This window comes from Halosimplex amylolyticum, from assembly GCF_051414035.1.
In the GTDB taxonomy this organism is placed as follows: Archaea; Halobacteriota; Halobacteria; order Halobacteriales; family Haloarculaceae; genus Halosimplex; species Halosimplex amylolyticum.
Genome location: NZ_JBLKNW010000001.1, coordinates 581745 through 602866, shown reverse-complemented (window position 1 = coordinate 602866; position 21122 = coordinate 581745). Strand labels below are relative to the sequence as shown.

The window sequence follows — 21122 nt, the reverse complement described above, 5'->3', positions numbered from 1 at the left end:
ATTCGACCGCCGATTGACCACGACTCGACCGCCGATTGACCACGACTCGGCCGCCGATTGACCACGACTCGGCCGCCGATTGACGACGCACGCTCTCGATCCGTCGTTCCAGTAGTTCTTTACCCGCCACGGGGAAACGAGAGAGCATGCACGCGAGCAAAGGGATATTCCGGGCGCTGCTCGCCGTCGGACTGACGCTGCTCGTGCTGACGGCCGGGCTGTTCGTGCTACAAGAGCCCGGCACCGCTGGATACGTCGTCTCGATCCTTTCGCTGGTCGTCCAGGTCCTGCTGGTCGCGCTCGGCGCCGCCGGCCTCTACTTCGAGTGGGACCCGTTCGCTACGTTCTTCGAGGAGTGACCGACGGCCGTCTGGTCGGCCGAGACGAGGGCGACGCAGCTCACAGAGACTGGATCGAGAGAGGAGAGATAGCTACCGCGCTGTCGTCGCTGCCCCGCGGCGTTCGTCAGTGGTGGCTGTGCCCGCTGCCATCGGTTCCGCGTCCCCTGCCGCGGTCGTGGTCGTCGTCATCGTTGTGGTCGTGGTCGTGGTCGTCGTGGTCGTCGTCATCGTCGCGGTCGTGGTCGCGGTCGCGTCCACCGTGACAGTCGCCACCGGCGTCTCCGTGATCGCGTCCCTCGCCTCGCTCCTCGTCGTCGTGGCCCTTCCCACGGCCGTGGCCGCGCTCGTCGGCGCAGTAGCTGTCGTGATAGGGCTCGCCGTCCGGCGCGAGGTCGATCCCGTGCCAGACGCCGTCGTCGTCGACGGTGTCGGGGCGCCCGCGGTCGTTGTCGACGTACAGCCTGACGACCGCGGCCGGGTCGAGGTCGAGCGAGAGGGTCCCGTCGTCGGCGACCGTCTCCATCGACGTCTCAGCGACGTAGTTCGTCGGCTCCGCCCACGACTCGGGGAAGGCGTGCGGGAGCGGCCGCTCCGTCGCCGTCGGCCGGACCGCGACCATCTCGACGGACTTGCCCGCGTACCACTCGTCCAGGTCGAGCGTCACGTCCGCGTTCTCCCGGAGGTTCCGGTTCGTGAGGAAGACGGCCAGTTCCTTCCCGCGGCGGTTCTGCATGGCGGCCGCGTCGACGTAGGGCACGTCCTCCATGCGACGGATGCGCGGTCCCGTTTCCGGGATGGTCCGGGTGTCCCCGTCGACGTCGACGTCGACGGCGTGCCACTCGGCCCTGCCCTCGAAGACCGCCGAGTACAGCGCCGTGACGGTGCCCGCCGGCGCGAGCGGGTTCGGGTCCGGCGGGAAGTCCTCGTTGATCGGCGGGAACATCCGCACCGGGAGCCACGTCTGGGAGGCCTCTTTGACCGTCTCGCTCTGCCTGATGAACGCGTTGAGCATCCCCGCGACGTACGAACCGCCGGGCATGGTCTCCGGTCCCGGATAGGGGGCGCCCGAGTCGACGGTCGGGAACAGGCCGTACTCGCCGACGTTGATCCGGAAGTCGTCGACGCCCGCGTCCGCGGCTTTCTCGCTCAGGTCCGCCATTAGCTGGCCGAACTCCGTCGGGAACATGACGAGCACCTCGTTGTAGTCGATGGGGCCGGCGTCGTTGGCCTCGTACCAGGCGTCGCGGTCCGCCTGGCTCTCGATGCCCCAGTTGTAGCGGTGCAGGTCGAAGCCGTCGAGGCGATCGCCGGCTTCCGCGAAGAGCGTCTCGTTCCACGTCGCCGGGTCGGGCGTGTTCGCCTCCTCGTACCCGGGGTCCATCGCGTCGGCGTAGACGAGGATGTCGTCGTCGACCTCCTTCATCGCGTCGTAGTACGTCGTGAAGCCGATCCGCTCGTCGGAGCCGCTTGCGTACTCCGAGGCGTCTTGCGTCGAACCGCGCTGCCAGGGGCCCCACACCTCGTTGCCGACCTCCCAGTGCGTCACGTCGTATGACTCTTCGCGGCCGTTCTCGGCGCGCAACTGGCCCATTTCCGTGTCCTCGTCGCCGTTGCAGTACTCGACCCAGTCGGCGGCGTCCTCCGGGAGCGTCTGTCGCTCCGACGCCCACGCCGGCGGGTTGTCCCACCAGCCGATCGTGATGCGCGGGGTGAGGTCGGCGATCTCGCAGAGTTCGATGTACTCGTCGGTCCCGAAGTAGTTGGGATTGATCCCGCCCCAGGCGTGGTTGAACCGGACCGGCCGCTCGGACTTCGGCCCGATCCCGTCGCGCCAGTTGTACTGGCTCGTGAAGTTCCCGCCCGGCCACTTCAGCCAGGTGGCGTTCTGCTCGCGCATCAACTCGACCGTGTTGGGATTGTACTTGCCCCGGATCGCGTCGTCGGCCGCCAGGTTGATCCAGTCGAGGTCGACGTGACCGCTCCCCTCGGCGGTGAACTCGACGGCGTACTTGCCGTAGGGCGTGTCGACGTTCGCGACGGCGCCCGCGACGTACTGGTCGCCGCTGGCCTCCGCGAGTTCGAGCGTCACCTCGTGGCGCGTCCACTCGTCGGTCACGTCGAGTTCCGTCGACGCGAGGACGGTCCCGTCGAGCGACGTCAGCGCGGCTCGAACCGTCTCGACGCCGTCACCGCGGACCGATACCGAGAGATCGTACCCGTAGGTCCGGAAGTCCGGCAGGACGATCTTCTGTGAGATGCCGCCGCGAGCGCCGTCGACGGAGACGCGCTGGTAGTTCGTCGTGTCGACGGCCGCGACGCCGCCCTCGCGCTGCTCGAACGACACCCCGTCGGGGTCCACCGGTTCCCAGGGGAAGGGGATCCCCTCGACCTGCTCGATGTCGGACGCGGGATAGAACGTCCGGGGGCCGAAGAAGTCGTCTTCGCTGTACGTCCGCGGGTAAAAGGAGGGGTTCTTGACGTGTTCGGAGTAGACGCCGGGGTAGATCGTCCCCGACTCGTAGCTCTCGCAGAGCCGGCCGAACAGCCCGTCAGAGACGGCCTCGCGGGCCCGATCGCTCGCGTCGACCGAGACGGTGTTGCTGACGGTCGCCCGCGTCTCGCCATCTGTCCGCGACGCGCCGGCGGCCGTCCCGGTGGCCGCCCCCGCCACCACTGCCGCCTGGAGCGCCACGAATTTGCGCCGTGATAGGCCACCTGTGCCAGTGCCACCGCTATCGCCGTTCCCGTGAGGGTCGCGATCACTCACCATACGAGAATCACATCAAAATCACCATACAAAAACATTACTGAATTAATGTTATCAATCAGCGACGAACGGGCTATCCGCACCGAGCGTCGCTGGGCGGCTGTGACCGCAGCCGCGGCTGAAACGTGTCCGATCACGGGGGAACGTATTATATTCGAGAGTCAAGTAGGCCGAGTCGGCAGGCAAACTCCGACTCGCAGTCAGTTCGACTGACCCCTATCCCCTCGTTGGAGTACATCTCCACGCCGTGACTCGATCCCTCGAATTGCCTGCCGTGCCGACTTTCGTTCCCGCTCCGGTCTGGTGACGCGTTGGGTGGTTCGTCGAGAGTCGACTGACCGGGAAACGAACTGACAGCCGTAACAATCAGATCGGCAGTATAATATGTATTATGATAGGAACTCCCGAAGACTGCCGCGGCGTCAGATCGAACAGGTAGCGGAGACGGGCGACTCCAGGCCTGACTGGCTTCTGTCGAGGAGAGGGCGGAGAGACTCGGTAGGCGTCGTTCAGAGCGCGTCGGACCACTCGGAGTAGGTGGTGTTGAACTCGACGACGCCGACGACGTTTCGAAGTCGCGAGGGAATCTCGGATCGGAACCGTTCGTCGGTCAGTCGGTCGGCTGGACCGGACACGCTGATCGCACCCAGCAGTTCCCCGGAGCGGTCGGAGATCGACGACGCGACGCAGCGGACGCCCTCGTCGCGCTCCTCGTCGTCGAAGGCGACGCCGCGGTCGCGGATCTCGGCGAGGGTCTCGCGCAGTTCATCCGGGTCGGTGATCGTGTTCGCCGTCCGCCGGGGGAGCGGGTTGTCAGCGAGGAGGTCGTCGAGCTGGTCCTCGGGGAGTTCGGCCAGAAACGCCTTGCCCGCGGCCGTACAGTGGAGGTCTTCGACGGTCCCGGCGTAGGTGGGCGGGTCGTCGACGTTGTCGCCGGACGCCTGGTAGAGGGTGATCCCGCGGCCGTCGCGTTCGACGACCAGCCGCGCCTGTTCGCCCGTGGCGTCGGCCAGTCGGTCGACGTTCGGCTTCGCGACGTGGTAGATCCGCTCTTGCGCCCTGGCTTGCGCGCCGAGCGTGAACAGCCCGAGCCCGAGACGGTAGGTGCCTTCCTCGCGGATCAGGTAGTTGTCGGCCGCGAGCGTGCTGAGGTAGTGATGGACGGTGCTCTTGGGCAGGTCGAGCGCGTCGGCGAGTTCCGTGACGCCCACGCGGTCGCGCTCGCGCACCGCTTTCAGGATCCGGAACGCCGTGGCGACCGACTTGATCTGCTCGCCTCGCGGCTGTGAGTCCCCCTCGGTCATGGACGACCCTCACGGGGCCGAGCCTTAAACCTGTATCAGGGGCTGTCGGTCAGACCCACCCGTGGTCGGTCGCCTCGTAGATGGCGTCGATCACGCGCTGGACCGCGAGCGCCTGCTGGGCGGTACAGCGGTCCGGCGACTCGCCCGTCTCGACGGCGGCGAGGAACGTGGCGAGTTCGTCCCGGAACGGGTCGTTGGCGGGCGGGATCAGTTCGCTGTCGACGTAGTGGTCGACCACGTCGCTGCGGACTTCGTAGAGCCGGAAGTCGCGGATCTGCTCGGTCGACGGGTCGACAGACTCCAGTGGGTTCGTGATGTCCAGGGAGACGCCGGCCTCGGTCCCGCGGATGTTGTACTCGTGGCGCCGGCGGGCGTTGGCCGCCCACGCGATTTCGAGGTGGGCGGTCCGACCGCCCTCGAACTCGCAGAAGGCGGTGACCGAGTCCTCGACGTCGTACATCTTCGCCTCGTCGTCCTCGCCCCACATGTCGAGATAGGCGTAATCGTCGCGGTGACCGAAGTCCGAGCGCGCCGTGGCTATCACCTGCTCCAGCTCCGGCCAGTCGTAGAAGTCGAGGACGAGGTCGACGAGGAAACACCCCACGTCGATGAGCGCGCCGCCGCCCGCGATCTCCCTGGAGGTGTACCACGTGCCGAGCCCGGGGACGCCCCGCCGTCGCATGTACCGCGCGTCGATGTGCGTGACCTCGCCGAGGCGGCCGCTCTCGACGTAACCCTTCGCCAGCCGACAGCGGTTCTGGAACCGGTGGAAGTAGCCGCACATGCAGATGTTGCCCGTCTCCTCGGCCGCCTCGACGATCCGCTCAGCGCTTTCGAGGTCGTGAGCCAGCGGCTTCTCGATCAACACGTCCAGACCCGTGTCGAACGCTTTGAGCGCGGCCGTCTCGTGGAACTTGTTCGGCGTCGAGATGATCACCGCGTCGAGACCGGCCGCGAAGAGCGCGTCCAGTCCCTCGTACATCGTCGCGTCGTATCGGTCGAGAAACCGCTGTTTCGCCCGGGGGTCCAGGTCCACCGCGTGGACCGTGTGTCCGAGCTCTTGCAGGAATTGCGCGTGTGTCTCCCCGTGCTTGCCGAGCCCGACGAGCCCGATGTCCATCCGGGGGGAGTCGTCGTCCATAGCCGAGTCTCCGCGCCGACGGTTGTATTTATTTTGGTCACTCTGTCGCGGGCGATCCCGCCCGTGAACTCGCGAAAATACGTAAGGTATCGAACCGATCGAGAGTCGTAACATAAATATTATCAATCAACCTCTCAGTTCTCGATCGCGGAGTCGAACGGACTGTTCGCCCGCGGTCGGAGGAAACGTTGAAGGCCGTCCGAGCAGCAACCCACCACAATGGCCGAGACGTATTTCAGTGGACACGTGACCCAGCGCGGGATCGTCTTCGGTCCGCGCGGCGACGTGTTGCTGGTCACGAGCGGGTTACGGCCGTGGACGTTTCCGGGCGGCCGGATCGCGGCCGACGCGCAACCGGAGGCCGCGCTCCGTCGCACGCTCCACGACAGGGTGGGCCTCCACACGACGGTCGAGGAACCGGTCAAGACCGTCACCGACATCTGGGGGAAGGGCGACGAACCCGTCTACGCGGTGCTCTACCGGGTGCGTGCCCGGAGTCGCAACGTCGACCTGGACGACAGGCACGACGACTACTGCTGGTACACGCCGGAGGGCGCCATCGAGGAGATGCACTTCAAATCGCTCGAGACCGCCGTCGAGCGCGCCGTCGCCAACCACCAGAACGACGGCGCCGAAGCGGCCGACGACTGACTAGCACGGCGACCGACCAGCACAGCGACTGACCAGCGCAGCGACTGGCGGGATCGATACAGGGCCCGGAGTGGCGACGGATTCTCGTCCGACCGGTCGGTGTCAGGCGGTATCGCGTGAGTAATCGACCGCGAGGACGGCGAGACCGAACACGAGGAGGACGAGTCCGGGATCGACCGTCGCGACGGCCGCCGCGACCAGCTGCGCTACCCCGTCGACGGCCGTCCGGGCGCCGCCGGTGCCGGCCGGTTCGAGCAGCGGACTCCCCGAAGGGGTCGCCGCGACGAACCGGTCGCTGGCGTAGTGCAATACCGCGCTCGCGGCCACCAGTCCGGCCGTGGCCCCGAGGTACTCGTCGAGCGAGCGGCGGGCTCGCTCGGTCTCCTCGGCGATGACGACTGCGCCCTGCGCGGGCGCCCAGACGGTCATCTCCTTGCCCTTCTCCGAGTAGTGGGTGCCGACGGACTCGATGAGCGTCGCCGACTCCAGCTTGGTCAGGTGGTAGGAGACGGTCTGGACGGACTTGTCCGTCGCCGCCGCCAGCGCCGAGGGGGTCCGCGGCTCCTCGTGGAGTGCACGGTAGATCCGCCGCGCTGTCTCCGAACTGAGCGCGTCGAACACCCTGTCTTCCTCCTCGCTCCCGAGTTCGACGAACCGCGGCGTCGCGTCGCGGTCGTCCGTCGTACCGTGTTTGATGCGTGAGATCTTGCTCATCTGTCTCGCCTCCAGTCGACTGCGTGTGCGCGTCCCCGAGCTATCGACGCGACCCCGAGTAGCGGCGCCGCGAGCAGCGCCAGCGGCGCGATACCCGGCAGCGCGCGCTCCGTCCGTCCTGCCGAGTCCGAGGCGACCCGTTCGACGGCTGTACGTGCGTCGAGGCGACCGTGACCTGCGACCGAGTCGGCCGTCCCTCGGTCGGCGCCCGTCGCGGACGATTCGAGCGCCCGCTCGACGCCGTCGGGGCCGAGCGACGGGTCGGCGTCCAGCACGAGCGCCGCCGTCCCGCCGGCGTAGGCGGCCGCGACCGACGTCCCGGTCGCGCCCCGGCCCGGCCACTCGTCCCAGATGCCCACCGGCGCGACCACGTCGACGCCTCGGCGCCCGTCAGCGGTCGGGCCGCGACCGCTGTGGACCGTGACGTCGCCGGTGTCGCCGTCGTACGCGCCGACCGAGAGGACTCCCCGGGCGGTCGCGGGCGCCGCCACGCTACCGGCCGGGCGCGCCTGTTCGAACCCGTGCGTCGTGGACTCGATCTCCAGGCGCACGTCGGACGCGGAGGCGCTCTCCGGTCCCGAATCGACCCGAACGGTGACGTAGTACGACCCGGGGCCGACCGACGTTTCGATGCGCTCGCTCTCTGTGCGGTTGCTGCGCGGTACGTCCCGCCGGACGGGTTCGGACGTGGCGACTCGCTCGGGTCCGGCAGGCCCGTCGCGATAGAGTTCGAGCGTCAGGTCGACGTCGTCGCCGGTCTGATCGGTCCAGGTCATCCACAGATCGGCCGGTCCGGCGGTGGACGATCCCGACGGGGACAGCGGGACGAGTCCGTTGCGCACGCCGTCGGAGAACTCGTGGCGGCCATCGCGGTCGGGCTGGAGCGAGCCCGTCCAGTGACCGCGCGCCTGATTCCCCGTCGGCGCGACGACGAGGACGCCCGCGTCGCGAGCGCGCGTCGCGGCCCGCGACAGCGGCGCCGTCCCGTCGTCCGGGGCGCCCAGTCGGTTGAACTCGACGACCACGACGTCGGCCCCGCGGTCGACGAGCCACTGCACCGCGCGCACGGCCGCCTCGGGCGAGTCGGCGTTCGCGAGCAACAGGTCGGCGTCGGGCGCCGTCGCCGCGACGGTCGTCGCCGCGGCGGTCCCGTGGGCGTTGACGCCGCCGTTGCCGACGCTGTTGCCCGGTCCGAACGCGCGGGCGGCGACGACGCGATTTTGGAGCATCGGATGATCGGTGGCGAACCCCGTCGCGTCGAGGACGCCGACGGTGACGTTCGACCCGGTGACGCCCCGGTCGTGGGCCTCTCCCGCCCCGTCGGGGAGCGTGAGGTTGTCGCGCTCGACGGTCGGGCCGTCGTCGCCCCCGATCGACCCGAGCGCGAGCCCCAGCGACGCCGAGACGGCGGCCGCCGCGAGCGCGCCCACGACCACGCCGACGGCGAGCCAGCCCAGATCCGCGAACAGCCCGGCGTCGTCACTCGCGTCCATGATCCCTCCTGCGGCGCCGACCGGGCCTCGCTCGGCGGGGGTCCCACGATGCCCGACCATCGCACCCTGGGCCCGGACCGTCAGTCGCCATCTTCGCCCTCCTCGATCCGCTGAATCAGTCGCCGATACCTGGTCGTGGTCTCGTCGGGGCCGAACAGGTGGGGCTTCAGGTGGAACTCCCCCTCGTCCGCCCAGGCGAGAAACTCCCGGACGGCTGTCGACGCGTGATCGCCGACGGGCACCGTCGGGACCGCTCGCTCCAGTTCCCACCGCCGCGCGGCCACCTCGGGCCGGCACAGCCAGTTCGCGTAGCGGAGGCCGGCGAGCGGCCGCTTGCTCGCGGTCGGCACGGCGGAGAAGGAGCAATTCAGGATCGCTCCCTCCGACGGGACGACGTACTCTAAGGGCACGCCCCGCTCGAAACGCGCCTCGTACACCGCCGGGAGCGACAGCGACCCGACGACGGCGTCCTCGGCGACGAACCGCTCGACGGCGGCGGACCGCTCGCGGTCGTCGTGTCCGTCGACGAGCTTGGGCCGCTGGCGACGCAGGACCGACTCCAGCCGGTCGAAGTCCGGATCGCGCGGGTCCTCGTCGGCGTAGAGCGCGGCGATCTCCAGGTGTCCGTACACGACGTCCGTGTCGACCAGCACCTCGCTCTGGTCGGCGCCGTCCCAGAGCGCGCTCCAGGAGTCCGGGGGGCGCTCGAAGTAGTCGGCGTTGTACACGAGCGGCGTCAACTGCGCCTCGACGGGGAGGCCGAACACGTCGCCGTCCGCCCGGTGGACTCCGACCGAGCGGAACACGTCGAACACCCGGTCGAACGACGGCACGTCCTCCGCGGGCAGCGGGTGGAGCAGCCCGTCGTCCATCGCCCGGGGGAGGAAGTCCGTGGTCGTGACGACGTTGTCGAACGATCCGTCGGGCTCGTCGCGCGCGCTCGGCTCGGTGAACAGCCCCTTGACGCGCTCGAACGCTCTGCTGAGCACTCCCGGGGGCCGCTCGCGACCGCCAAGCGAACGCGAGGGGTCCCAGGCGAACGTCCGGTAGCTCCGCACTTCGATGTTCGTCCGGTCGTGAAACGCCTCCCTCGCCCACGTCGACCACTGGTCGTAGTAGTCGCCGGTGACCACGGTGGCGGCGCCGGTGTCGGGCGGCCACGACTCGATGCGGCGCGGCATCTCCGGGCTGTCACGGCTGAGCAGGTGGCCGCCGCCGACGGTCGCCGCGCCGGCAGCGACGCCGACGCTCTTCAGGACCCGTCGACGCGAGAGCGGTCGCGGGGACCGACCGCCGTCCGCCTCGTCCATGACTGCGACGAGTCGCCGGTATCACATATAAGCTACAGAAAGTTTCGAACGGCGTCGAAGTCACCGCCGGGTTTTACTCCCGACCCCGCTCAGATGCGGACACGATGGCGGACCCCCGCGATCGGACCGACGCGAGCGAGCGGGATCGGCAGCGAGACCGCCGCTCAGATCCCGCGAGTCGCGACTCCGGGTCGGCGGACTCGGCGCTCGCGGTCGCGCGGCGCGACCTCGCGGCGCTCCGACGGTCGACGCTGCTGTGGGTGATCGCCGTGGTGGTGGTCGTCCTGACCGTCGCGCCGGTCCACGACCTGGTCGGCAGCGACATCCTGGTCCAGACGCCCTACGACGTGATGACCCGGCTGCCGTCGCTCTACTACGTGACCGTCGGCGCCGCGGCGGCCGGGATCGGCTACGCGGCGAACGGCGCCCCGCCGGCGTCCGGCCGGCTGGGAGCGCTTCGCCGCCGTGTCGAGCGCGCGTGGGTTGCGGCACGCCGGAACCGGACGCGCCGGGCGGTGGCAGCGCTCGGTGCCGCGTTTCTCGCCGTCCTCGCCTACCTCGCGATCATGCGGTTCTGGCCGAACCCCGTCGCCCTGGCGCTCGTCGCGATGGGCCTCACAGCGTACGTCGCGGCTGGCGTCGACCGGCGCCGCGGTCGCGAGTCGAACCACGCGATGGCGTCGGATCCCGACCCGAGCGACCGCCGGACCCGCGGCGGGCTCCCGGAACGGGGGCGGACCGCGTTCCTCGGGTTCGCGCTGAGTCGGTCGGCGGTCCTGCTCTGTCTGGTCCTGGGGGCGTATCTGCTCCAGGGAGCGCTCGTCTTCGTCGAACTCCGGGCGTTCGAACCGGCCGCCTACGCCGCGAACGCCGCGCTGCTGTCGGTGTTCACGGTGATGTGGGCGGCTATCGCGGTCGGATTCGGCGCGCTCACAGCAACGCCGAGGCGGGCGTTCGCGGCCACGCTCGGCCTGTACGCCCTCGCGAACCTGACCCACTTCTGGCACAACACGGTGTCGAACGTCGTCGGCGCCCTCCTCCTCGGCGACGCCTACGCCCCCCACGAACTCACCAGGCTCGAGAACCCCTACTCCGGGGACCCCTGGTGGGTGCTGTACCTCGGCTGGTTCAACCCGTTCGACGGCTTCCGGGGCGTCAGCAACTGGCTGTCCGTGAACCTCAGTTCGACCCACATCGTCCTCGACGGCGAGGTCCACGAGGTCACGATCGGCGGGGATCCGATCCACGTGGCCTACGCCGTGGCCGTCATGCTCGGCTGGACCGCGGCGTTCCTCGCGGCCGGGTACTACGCTTCCAGCCGGGCAGGGCCGACCTGAACCGCGATTTCGCGTCCGCCGACATTGCACGAAACATACGGTAAACAACATCTCCTGACCGCAAAACGTAGCTTCGAAACCCATCTAACCTATCGGATATTTTACCCTCTATCGGAGTCACAGTCAAGACGGAATGGCAGCGATCGAAACCACCGCCCTGACGAAGGAGTACGGCGACGTCCGCGCCGTCGACGGGCTCTCGCTCACCGTCGAGGAGGGCGAGATATTCGGCTTCCTCGGTCCGAACGGCGCGGGCAAATCGACGACGATCAACGTCCTGCTGGACTACGTCCGGCCGACGAGCGGCGACGTCTCGGTGCTGGGCGTCGACCCGCAGGCGCGGCCGGAGGTGGTCCGCGCACGCCTGGGCGTCCTCCCCGAAGGGTACGCCCTCTACGACCGGCTCTCCGCGCGCAAACACCTCCGCTTCGCCGCCAAAATGGAAGGGGTCGACACCGATCCGGAAGCGATCCTCGACCGGGTCGGGATCGCGGACGAGGCCGACCGCGCGGTCGGCGGCTTCTCGAAGGGGATGACCCAGCGCCTCGCGCTCGGGATGGCGCTCGTCGGCGAGCCCGACCTCTTGATCCTCGACGAGCCCTCCAGCGGCCTGGACCCCAACGGCGCCCGCGAGATGCGGGAGATCGTCCGCGAGGAGCGCGACCGCGGCGCGACAGTCTTCTTCTCCAGCCACGTCATGGAACAGGTCGAGGCGGTCTGCGACCGCGTCGGGATCATGAACGACGGCGACCTCGTGGCCGTCGACACGGTCGAGGGGCTCCGCGGACGGCTGGGCACGGGCTCGACGCTCGTCGTCACGGTCGATACGGTGCCCGACACGAGCGGCGTCGAGGCGATCGACGGCGTGACGGGCGTCTCCGTCCGCGACGATGCGCTCCGCGTCTCGTGTACGGACCCAGGTGTGAAGGCGGAGGTCATCGAGCGGGTCGGTGCCGCGGGCGCGACGGTCCGCGACATCGACGTCGAGGAAGCGTCGCTCGAAGACCTCTTCACCGAGTACACGAACGCCGGGGCGGATCCCGACGCCGACGCGCCGACGGGGGTGAGCGAAGCGTGACCGCGCGGGCGCTGACGGTCGCGCGGAAGGACCTGACGGACCTCGCGCGGTCGAAGCTGCTGTGGGGCGCCGCGCTGGTGATGCTCGCGGTATCGGTCCCCCAGACGTACGACCGGGCCACGGACTCGTGGGACGTGCTGGTCGACTCGACGCAGGAACAGCTCCTGATCCCGTTCGTCCTGTTCGGCGGCCCGGTCGCTATCGTCGCCGCGTACGCGTCGGTCGCCGGCGAGCGTGAGTCCGGGAGCCTCCGCGTCCTGCTGAGCTTCCCGACGGACCGCGGCACCGTCCTCCTCGGCAAGGCGGTGAGCCGCACCCTCGTCCTGCTCGCCGTGTCGCTCGGGACGTACCTCGTCCTCGGCGGCGTGTTGATCCAGGCGTACGGGACCCTCGACGGCGTGGAGTACCTGGTCGACGCGGGCCTGCTGGCGGCGTTCACGTTCGCGTGGGCCGGGCTGTCCGTGGGCGTCTCCGCGGCCGTCGCGACCAAGGTCAGGGCGGTGGCGCTCCTGTTCGGCCTCTACCTCGTGCTCGGCCCGCTCGACCTCTGGCGAGCGACGGTGGTCAGGGCCGTCGGGATGATCGTCGAGGGCCCGGGGTTCGACCCGTCCGGACTCAGCACTCTCACGAGCGCCAGCCCCGACGCGCCGGAGTGGTACCTGTACGTCGGCCGGCTGAACCCGGTCCAGGCGACGCTGGCCGCGACTGACTGGACCAGCCACGTCCTCACGGCGTCGCGGTGGTCGGCTCAGTACAACACGCTGGCTCACAACGCCTTCGGCCTGGCCGCGATCCTCGCGTGGGGCCTCGTCCCGCTCGCGGTCGGCTACTGGCGCTTCGGTCGCGCCGACCTGGGGTGATCACGATGCAGGAACGAACACGCCGAAACCTGGCGCTCGTCGCGCTCGGGGTCGTCCTGCTCGCCGCGGCGGCCGTCGTCCCCGTCGGCGACGTCCGCTGGCACGACACGTCGGTCGAACAGCCGGACTTCGTCGAGGGCAACGAGACCGGGCTCCGGAACGAGGGGTACCGGGTCGTCGCGTACGAGAACCTCTCCGAACGCGCACAGGATCTGTACGTCGCCACGCTGGAGAACGACGGCGCGTACCGCGTCCCCGCGGACGACGGCGCCGACGACTTCGACTACCCCACGAGAGTGGAGGTGATCGAACGCGCGAACGTGTCCGAGCCCGCAGCCCGGTACCCGATGCACGTCGTCGTCGAGCGTCCGAACGGCAGCGACCTGCCCGCGGCGGACGAGGACCTGCCCGACGCGACCTACGACGCGATGCTGACGAAGACCGCCGGACCGCCGCTCACGTCGACGGCGCGAGCCCCACAGCTGGCGCTCGTACTCGCCGGCGTGGCCTGCATCGGCGTCGGCGGCTACCGCGCGGCCACGCTGTGAGACGCCCCTCCGCGAATCGCGTCCGCGCCTCGAACCCGCGGTCGACCCGTCGGACTCGACCCGTCGGACTCGACCCGTCGGACTCGACCCGTCGGACTCGACCCGCGGCCGGAGTACTCAAGGGCGTCCGCGGCCCACCAGCGGGTAGATGAGCGACGACGCCCCGACCGGAACGATCCGCCGCCTCGACGAGGCGACCGTCGAGCGCATCGCCGCCGGCGAAGTGGTCGAGCGCCCGTCGTCGGTCGTGAAGGAATTCGTCGAGAACAGCCTCGACGCCGGCGCCTCCCGCGTCGAGGTGGCCGTCGAGCGCGGCGGCAAGGACGGGATCCGTGTCGCCGACGACGGCATCGGGATGACCGAAGCCGAGGTCCGTCGCGCCGTCGAGGAGCACACCACCTCGAAGATACGCGACATCGACGACCTCGAGTCCGGCGTGGCCACGCTGGGCTTCCGCGGCGAGGCGCTCCACGCCATCGGCGCCGTCTCTCGCCTGACGATCACGACTCGTCCCCGGAGCGACCGCGCGGACGTCGACGCCGACCGCGGCACGGAACTCCGGATCGAGGGCGGCGAGGTGACGAGCGTCGAGCCCGCGGGCTGCCCGGAGGGGACCGCCATCGAGGTCGAGGACCTCTTTTTCAACGTGCCCGCCCGCCGGAAGTACCTCAAACAGGACGGCACGGAGTTCGCACACGTCAACACCGTCGTGACGAGCTACGCGCTGGCGAACCCCGACATCGCCGTCTCGCTGACCCACGACGGCCGCGAGACCTTCGCCACGACCGGCCAGGGCGACCGCCGCGCGGCCGTCATGTCCGTCTACGGCCGCGAGGTCGCCCAGTCGATGGTCGCAGTCGATGCGAACGAGTCTGAACTGCCCGATGGCCCGCTCGACGGCGTCTCGGGGCTAGTCAGTCACCCGGAGACGACCCGGAGCACCCGCGAGTACCTCTCGACGTACGTCAACGGCCGGTACGTCACCGCCGGCGCCGTCCGGGACGCCGTCGTCACGGCCTACGGCCACCAGCTCGCCCCCGACCGGTACCCCTTCGCCGTCCTCTTCCTGGACATCGAGGCCGGCGACGTGGACGTGAACGTCCACCCGCGGAAGCTGGAAGTCCGCTTCGCCGACGAGGAGGGCGTCCGCGAGCAGATCCGGACCGCCGTCGAGTCGGCACTCCTCGACGAGGGGTTCCTCCGCAGCGGCGCCCCGCGCGGGAAGTCGGCCCCCGAGCAGACCGAGATCCACCCTGAACGGACCGGGACGGTGGGGGACGACGACGACGGAGGTCCCGACGGCGGGTCGGGTGTCGACGCCGGCTCCCGTGGGCCGGCCACCGACGAGCCGACCGGCGCCACGGATTCTCCCACGCCGACTGCCGCCGAGGACACGGCCGATACCGACGACGCGACCGATACAGACGACGCGACAGATTCACCCGCGACGACGCGAGGGCCGACGTTCTCGTCGGACCCCTCGGCTCCGTCGCCGCGGTCGTCGCCGTCCTCCCGGTCGAGGGGCGTTCCTTCGAGGGAATCAGGCTCGACCGGCGACTCAGGAGCGGGTGACGAGCCCGATTCGGCCGACGGCGCGGTGTCGCCGGGGACACCGAGCGACGACAGCCCGGGGACACCAGCCGACGCCAGCCCGGAGACGGCGAGCCAGACCGACCCGCACGACCGCGCTCGCAAGTTCGCGGGCGGACACGACCAGTCGCGTCTCGGCGACGGGGAACCCGAGGTCGGGCCGACCGACTTCGACGCGCTGCCGTCGATGCGCGTCCTCGGCCAGCTTCACGAGACGTACGTCCTCGCAGAGACCGACGAGGGACTCGTGCTGGTCGACCAGCACGCCGCCGACGAGCGGATCAACTACGAGCGCCTCCGCGGCGAGTTCACCGGCGAGACGACGACGCAGGCGCTCGCGACGCCGGTGGAGCTGTCCCTGACCGCCCGCGAGGCCGAGCTGTTCGAGACCTACGGTGAGGCGCTGGCGACGCTGGGTTTCCGGGCTGAACGCGTCGGCGACCGGACCGTCGAGTTGCGGACCGTCCCGTCGCTGGTCGCCGACGCCGCCGATCCCGACCTCCTGCGGGACGCGCTGGCCGCGTTCGTCGAGGGCGAGGGCAGCGCCGCCGAGACCGTCGAGGCGGCCGCGGACGAGCTCCTCGCGGATCTGGCCTGTTACCCGTCGATCACGGGCAACACGTCGCTCACCGAGGGGTCCGTGCGTGACCTGCTCGCCCGGCTCGACGACTGCGAGAACCCGTGGGCCTGCCCGCACGGCCGCCCCGTCGTCGTCGAGTTCGACGCCGACGAGATCGAGGCCCGCTTCGAGCGGGACTACCCCGGTCACGGCGGTCGCCGAGACTGACGCTCCGCGGTGAGACGGCCCGTAAATCACCGGCGTTCGCCGCGGGAAAGCAGATTCTACCGGCGAGACGGGCGGCGGGGCCGTCCCCCTATGAATTATACCGCATGCTATCCATGAACGGGGTATGACGGAGCTGGTTACGTTCGGAGAAACGTCGTTACGGGTGTCGCCGGTCGGGGACGAGCGCCTCGAGACGGCCGGCGAGGTTCGGATGCGGGTGTCGGGGACGGAGAGCAACGTCGCGGTGGCGGCGAGCGCGATGGGCGCCGACGCGACGTGGCTCTCGAAGCTGCCTGACTCCCCGCTGGGTCGGCGGGTCGAGCGGTCGCTCCACGAACACGGCGTCGACACTGAGGTCGCGTGGGCCGACGAGGGGCGACAGGGCCTCCAGTTCGCCGAACGGGGACCCGAACCGCGCGAGAAGCGCCTGCTGCAGGACCGCTATCACGCCGCCGCGGCGTCGGTCACGCCCGGCGAGCTGCCGATGGACCGCGTCCAGCGGGCCGACGCGACGTTCGTCGCTGGGAGCACGCTGTCGCTCTCGGGCGACATCGTCGAGACGGCCGAGGCGGTCCTGCGCGCCGCAGGGAGCGGGCTCGTCGCGATGGACCTGGACTTCCAGCCCGGCCTCTGGTCGGTCGAGGAAGCCCGCGAGACCCTGGAGGGCGTCTTCGACGCGGTAGACGTGCTGTTCGCGAACGAGGAGCAGGCGCGACGGGTGTTCGACCGAACGGGGTCGCCGCGGGAACTCGCCCACGCCATCGCGTCGACCCGGGAGTTCGACACGGTCGTCATCACCCGCAGCGAGCGCGGTGCGCTGGCCTGCCAGGGCAGCGTGATAAACGAGCAGGACGGCATCGAGGTCGACGCGGTCGATCCGACCGGTCAGCACGAGGCGTTCATCGGCGCGTTCCTCGAGCGCGTCCTCGCGGGCGCCAAGGCCGACGAGGCGCTGGCCTACGGCGTGGCCGGCGCGACCCTGGCGCGGACCATCCCCGGCGCGATGACGACCGCGACTCGCGCGGAAGTCGACGCCCTGGTCGAGGACCTCCAGAGCGGCCGCTGACGGCGAATCAACGGCCGAGCGGCCTCGTGGAAGGTGGCCATTTCTGTCAACAAGACGTGGTTTCGGAGGGGGACAGTCGACAAAGATATGGGGCCGCCCAATAAGGTACCAGTCATGGCACGGGCACACACGCGAGTTACACCGGTTCTGTTCTCGCTGTTCGTCGTCAGCGCGTCGTTCGTCGGGGGTGTCGGCGCGACGACAACGACGGATACGGTCACGCTGACGGTCACGGTCGTGGATCAGGGCGGCAACCCGCTGGGCGACGCGCAACTCTCGGCCACCTGGGACGGGGGCGGACCGGTCAACCGGACCACCGCCGGCAACGGGAAGGCGTTCATCGACGTCGCGGAGGGCGCCGACGTCACGATCCGGGTCGACCACCCCCACTACGTCCGCAACGAGCCCTACGTCGTCGAGGACGCGAGCGCCAGCGACGTCACTATCGAGGTCGCACGGGAAGGCCAGGCGACGATCGCCGTCGACGACGGGAGCGCGGCTGTCGACAACGCCATCGTCCGCATGTTCCACGACGGTCGCCCCGTCGTCAACGCCAGGACCGCGGCGGACGGCACGTTCACCACCGGCGAGATCGAACAGGGGAACTACACCCTCATCACGTTCAAGGAGGGGTACCTCCGAAACCGGACGACGCTCACCGTCGACGGGGAGGTCCGCGAGCAGATGCGCATCGAACGCGGTTCCGTGCTCGTCACGTTCAGCGTCGACGACGACCACTTCGACCCGCCGCAGCCGGTGACCGACGCGAACGTCACCGTCCCGAACGTCGCCGACGTCACGACGCAGGGATCGGGGAGCGTCACCGTCAGCGTCCCCGTCAACGACGCCTACGACGTGACGGTCACCAAGCCCGGCTACGAGAGCGTGACCGAGCGGCTGTCCGTCCGCGAGTCCCAGACGACGCTCAACGCGACGATCCAGCGCACCCCCACGATCCGCGTCAGCGCCGACAGCGACCGCGTGGTCGTGGGCGAGCCGGTCCGGGTGACCGTCACCGACGAGTACGGCAACCCCGTCTCCGGCGCGTCGGTCAGCGCCGGCGACTCGCAGGCCGGCGAGACCGACGAGGAGGGAGTCGTTCGCGTCCCCGTCGAGACCGCCGGGAACGTCACCATCTCCGCGGAGTCCGAAGACCGTGAGGACAGCGTGACGATCGAGGGCGTCCAGCCCGGCGGCGACGACACGCCGACGGCGACCGCGACGTCGACGGCGACCGCGACCGACTCCTCGACCGGGACCGACAGCGCGGGCGGCCCCGGCTTCGGTGCCGCCGGTGCGCTCGTCGCCCTCTTGCTCGGCGCGATCGCTGCACGACGCCGGGCATAACCGGCTCCCCACCGCGGCCCGCCCCGATCCGCTCCGGTCCCCCCCGATCCGCACCGCCCAGGCCCGCTCCGCCTTGTCCTCGCCGATTCGTCCCGACACCACGAGATGCCCCCGCAGCGGCGCTCGAAGCGGTAATCGTCGCCGGGGAACGGACGTTTACGACCGGTGGGAGCGATGCGTCCCCATGGCTACCGAGACGCCGAGCGTCCGGTCGACGGTCAGGCAGTTCTTCTCGCTGGAGCGGGACGTGCTCGTGCTCTCGCTGGCGATGTTCGCCTTCAGCCTCGGCTTCCAGATGACCGGCCGCTACCTCTCGGAGTACCTCGTCGTCCTCGGCGCGACGCCCTTCATCGTCGGACTGTACGGCTCGTTCGGCAACATCATCAGCGCGGTCTACCCCTACGCCGGCGGCGTCTTCTCCGACCGCGTCGGCTCGCGGTACGCGCTCACCCTGTTCGGCCTGCTGTCGACGCTCGGGTTCCTCGTCTGGCTGGTCGCCCCCCTCGTCGGTCCGATCGACCTCGGGGCCGTCGTCCTCGAACCGTGGCTGTGGATCTTCGTCGGCCTCGTCCTCGCACAGGCCTGGAAGTCCTTCGGGCTGGGTGCGACCTTCGCGATCGTCAAACAGAGCGTCTCCGACGAACGCCTCGCCCGCGGGTTCGCCAGCACCGAGACGTTCCGCCGGACGGCGTTCCTGATCGGCCCGGTCCTGGCCGCCGGCCTGCTCTTTGTCTTCGGCGGGAGCGGCGAGGAAGACATCCTCCCCGGTTTCCTGTACGTCCTGGCGATCGCCGTCGGTTTCGGCGTCGTCGCCACCGCGATCCAGCACGTCCGCTACGAATCCGACGCCGACTCGTTCGGCAAGGAGTTCGAAGGCGTCGCCCAGATCCGGAGCGACCTGGCGGACCTGCCCGAGACGCTCCGGCCGCTGCTCGTCGCCGACACGCTCGTGCGCTTCGCGAACGGGATGGTCTACGGCTTCTTCATCCTCGTCATCACCCGCATCTACGAACTGGACGTGACGCTGTTCGGATACTACCTCAACCCGGCCGTCTTCTTCGGCGTCCTGCTCGGCGTCGAGATGGTCGTCGCGCTCGTCTCGATGGCCCCCGCCGCCATCGCCGCCGAGCGAGTGGGACTGAAACCCGTCGTCGCGCTCGGGTTCTCCGTGTACGCGGTGTTCCCGGCGCTCCTCATCTTCGCACCGGCCGACCCGCTAGTCGTTACCGCGCTGTTCGCGTTCTCGGGGCTGCGCTTCGCGGGGCTCCCCTCGCACAAGGCGCTGATCGTGGGACCGGCCGAGCGCGACGCCAGCGGCCGCGTCGCGGGCGCGTACTACCTGCTCCGGAACACCATCGTCATCCCCAGCGCCGCCCTCGGCGGCTACCTCTACGACAGCGACTGGGCGCTCGACCTGCCGGTCGACGCCCTCGGGACGCTGGCGGCGGGCCCGGAACTCGCCTTCACCGTCGCGACCGTCGTCGGCGTCGTCGGCGTGGTGTACTTCCTCGCGTTCGGCGAGGAGTTCGCGGCGTACGCCTGAGTATCGTCGGTCGCGGCCCCGTCCCGTTGAACGCCGGCGACAGCCCTATCTCTTCGGCGATGCTACGTGTTGACATGGAATCCGACGGAGAGAGACCGGGGAGCGACCTGACAGACCGCGAAGTCGAGGCGCTCCACGAGGTCGAACTGGGGGTCGAGTGGCTCCGCCGCGCGCACGGCAAACTCGTCGAGTTCCACCACAACACCGGCCACGCCATGGAGCACCTCGACACGGCGGAGACGCTCCTCCGGGAGAGCGGCCACGACGACCTGGCAGACGAGGTCCGCGACCACCACCTCCCGCGCGGCGTCGTCGACGAGGATCGGTGGTCGTACGACGTGCTGGAGTCCTTCGAAGGCGACATCATGGCCGAACTCGGGGCCTTCGAGGAACAGGCGCGAGTCGAACTCGCCGACGGCCGCCGCCACGTCGCAGAGCGCCGGCAGGAACACGAGTGGAAACGACAGGCCGACGAGTGAGACGTTCTATCGAAGAGCGCGCCCGCCGGGCGCTGACGGCGCGAGAGGGGTGACCGGGTGGACAGGTGCTGACCGCCCGGACCACGCCCGGAGTCGATTCGAGTTGGTGGCCGCAGGGAGCGGAGCGAGCGTGGGCAAAGCGGACAAAGCGGCCGGTTCAGTGGTTCTGGATCGCGTCGATGACCATCGCCGCGGCGACGATGGGTTCCTTGGGGACGTTGGTGGCGTCGTCGATGGTGACGTCGTAGCGGTCGCGGATCGAGAAGTGCGCCTGGATGGTACCGACGTGGCCGCCGTTCGGGTCGGAAATCTCGTACTTGTGGGGGATGAGGCTCCCGAACGGGAGGTAGTGCCGGGCGAGGGTGTACAGGGCCCCGCGGGAGTCGAGTGTGGCGAGCGCTTCGCCGGTGTCGACGTCTCTCACGGTCCAGGTGTCCTGGAAGATCGAGAAGTCGTTGTCGAGGACGACCAGGTCCTCGCCGGTCTGGGAGTCGCTCAGGACGTAGTTGCCGGCCACGTCGAACATGCTCCCGGCCTTGACCGAGAAGACGTCGTTGCCGTCGCCGTCGACGAACGGGAACTCCTCTTTGAGCTTGAACATCTTCTGTTTGCCGCGGAGGACGACGTTCCCGGCGCCGTCGAGCGCCTTGTACTTGTTCCGGATCAGCGACTGCTCGACGGTGTAGTTGTCGTCCGTGAGTTCGAGTCCCGCGATGTCGTACGTTCCGGCCATGGCGTCCCGAACTGTCCCGCCCCTTTTATATAA

General features: G+C 69.6%; 18 protein-coding genes. 11 read left to right on the top strand and 7 right to left on the bottom strand.

Features of this window, described 5'->3' with window-relative positions; translation table 11 throughout:
- Positions 1 to 146: 146 nt before the first annotated feature.
- Entirely contained in the window at positions 147 to 359 is a 213-nt protein-coding gene (locus tag ACMGFE_RS02785; protein WP_436923566.1) for a hypothetical protein, read from the top strand.
- A gap of 106 nt (positions 360 to 465) precedes the next feature.
- Here ACMGFE_RS02785 and ACMGFE_RS02780 read toward each other — a convergent pair whose 3' ends face one another.
- The 3 genes from ACMGFE_RS02780 to ACMGFE_RS02770 all read right to left on the bottom strand — a co-directional run bounded on the left by ACMGFE_RS02780 (position 466) and on the right by ACMGFE_RS02770 (position 5553).
- Positions 466 to 3111 carry an alpha-L-arabinofuranosidase family protein gene (locus ACMGFE_RS02780; protein WP_436923565.1) on the bottom strand — a complete coding sequence of 882 codons (2646 nt, stop codon included), beginning with the start codon at positions 3109 to 3111 and terminating at the stop codon, positions 466 to 468.
- Positions 3112 to 3617: 506 nt separating this feature from the next.
- A complete protein-coding gene (locus ACMGFE_RS02775) occupies positions 3618 to 4412 on the bottom strand; it encodes an IclR family transcriptional regulator (protein ID WP_436923564.1) in 795 nt (264 codons plus the stop codon).
- Between the two features lie 49 nt (positions 4413 to 4461).
- Positions 4462 to 5553 carry a Gfo/Idh/MocA family protein gene (locus tag ACMGFE_RS02770; RefSeq protein ID WP_436923563.1) on the bottom strand — a complete coding sequence of 364 codons (1092 nt, stop codon included), beginning with the start codon at positions 5551 to 5553 and terminating at the stop codon, positions 4462 to 4464.
- Positions 5554 to 5772: 219 nt separating this feature from the next.
- On the opposite strand from ACMGFE_RS02770, the gene ACMGFE_RS02765 reads away from it, so the two are divergent.
- Positions 5773 to 6204 (top strand): NUDIX domain-containing protein, encoded by a 432-nt coding sequence (locus ACMGFE_RS02765; protein WP_436923562.1) that lies wholly within the window; start codon positions 5773 to 5775, stop codon positions 6202 to 6204.
- 102 nt (positions 6205 to 6306) lie between these two features.
- Here ACMGFE_RS02765 and ACMGFE_RS02760 read toward each other — a convergent pair whose 3' ends face one another.
- The 3 genes from ACMGFE_RS02760 to ACMGFE_RS02750 form a co-directional block, all read right to left on the bottom strand.
- A complete protein-coding gene (locus tag ACMGFE_RS02760; protein ID WP_436923561.1) occupies positions 6307 to 6918 on the bottom strand; it encodes an ArsR/SmtB family transcription factor in 612 nt (203 codons plus the stop codon).
- A complete protein-coding gene (locus tag ACMGFE_RS02755) occupies positions 6915 to 8411 on the bottom strand; it encodes a S8 family serine peptidase (protein ID WP_436923560.1) in 1497 nt (498 codons plus the stop codon). The genes ACMGFE_RS02760 and ACMGFE_RS02755 overlap by 4 nt, the downstream gene beginning before the upstream one ends.
- 80 nt (positions 8412 to 8491) lie before the next feature.
- A complete protein-coding gene (locus ACMGFE_RS02750; protein ID WP_436923559.1) occupies positions 8492 to 9721 on the bottom strand; it encodes an ABC transporter substrate-binding protein in 1230 nt (409 codons plus the stop codon).
- Between the two features lie 104 nt (positions 9722 to 9825).
- On the opposite strand from ACMGFE_RS02750, the gene ACMGFE_RS02745 reads away from it, so the two are divergent.
- The 9 genes from ACMGFE_RS02745 (at position 9826) to ACMGFE_RS02705 (ending at position 20356) form a co-directional block, all read left to right on the top strand.
- The gene (locus ACMGFE_RS02745; RefSeq protein WP_436923558.1) at positions 9826 to 11058 is read left to right on the top strand and encodes an ABC transporter permease subunit; all 1233 of its coding nucleotides are present in this window, start codon (positions 9826 to 9828) and stop codon (positions 11056 to 11058) included.
- A 133-nt stretch (positions 11059 to 11191) separates the two neighbouring features.
- Entirely contained in the window at positions 11192 to 12136 is a 945-nt protein-coding gene (locus ACMGFE_RS02740) for an ABC transporter ATP-binding protein (protein WP_436923557.1), read from the top strand.
- The gene (locus ACMGFE_RS02735; protein ID WP_436923556.1) at positions 12133 to 12996 is read left to right on the top strand and encodes an ABC transporter permease subunit; all 864 of its coding nucleotides are present in this window, start codon (positions 12133 to 12135) and stop codon (positions 12994 to 12996) included. The genes ACMGFE_RS02740 and ACMGFE_RS02735 overlap by 4 nt, the downstream gene beginning before the upstream one ends.
- A gap of 5 nt (positions 12997 to 13001) precedes the next feature.
- On the top strand, positions 13002 to 13544 hold the full coding sequence (locus tag ACMGFE_RS02730) for a hypothetical protein (RefSeq protein ID WP_436923555.1): 543 nt from the start codon (positions 13002 to 13004) through the stop codon (positions 13542 to 13544).
- Between the two features lie 148 nt (positions 13545 to 13692).
- Positions 13693 to 15921: a DNA mismatch repair endonuclease MutL gene (gene mutL / locus ACMGFE_RS02725; RefSeq protein WP_436923554.1), complete on the top strand. Its 2229-nt coding sequence runs from the start codon at positions 13693 to 13695 to the stop codon at positions 15919 to 15921.
- Between the two features lie 124 nt (positions 15922 to 16045).
- Positions 16046 to 16987: a sugar kinase gene (locus tag ACMGFE_RS02720; protein WP_436923553.1), complete on the top strand. Its 942-nt coding sequence runs from the start codon at positions 16046 to 16048 to the stop codon at positions 16985 to 16987.
- A gap of 114 nt (positions 16988 to 17101) precedes the next feature.
- Complete coding sequence (locus ACMGFE_RS02715; RefSeq protein WP_436923552.1) at positions 17102 to 18334, top strand: PGF-CTERM sorting domain-containing protein; 1233 nt, start codon at positions 17102 to 17104, stop codon at positions 18332 to 18334.
- Positions 18335 to 18518: 184 nt separating this feature from the next.
- Positions 18519 to 19877: an MFS transporter gene (locus ACMGFE_RS02710; RefSeq protein ID WP_436923551.1), complete on the top strand. Its 1359-nt coding sequence runs from the start codon at positions 18519 to 18521 to the stop codon at positions 19875 to 19877.
- 74 nt (positions 19878 to 19951) lie between these two features.
- Positions 19952 to 20356, top strand: a complete 405-nt coding sequence (locus ACMGFE_RS02705) for a hypothetical protein (RefSeq protein ID WP_436923550.1) — start codon at positions 19952 to 19954, stop codon at positions 20354 to 20356.
- A gap of 157 nt (positions 20357 to 20513) precedes the next feature.
- Here the strand turns inward: ACMGFE_RS02705 and ACMGFE_RS02700 are convergent, their stop codons facing one another.
- The gene (locus ACMGFE_RS02700) at positions 20514 to 21089 is read right to left on the bottom strand and encodes an LURP-one-related/scramblase family protein (RefSeq protein ID WP_436923549.1); all 576 of its coding nucleotides are present in this window, start codon (positions 21087 to 21089) and stop codon (positions 20514 to 20516) included.
- Between the last annotated feature and the right edge of the window lie 33 nt (positions 21090 to 21122).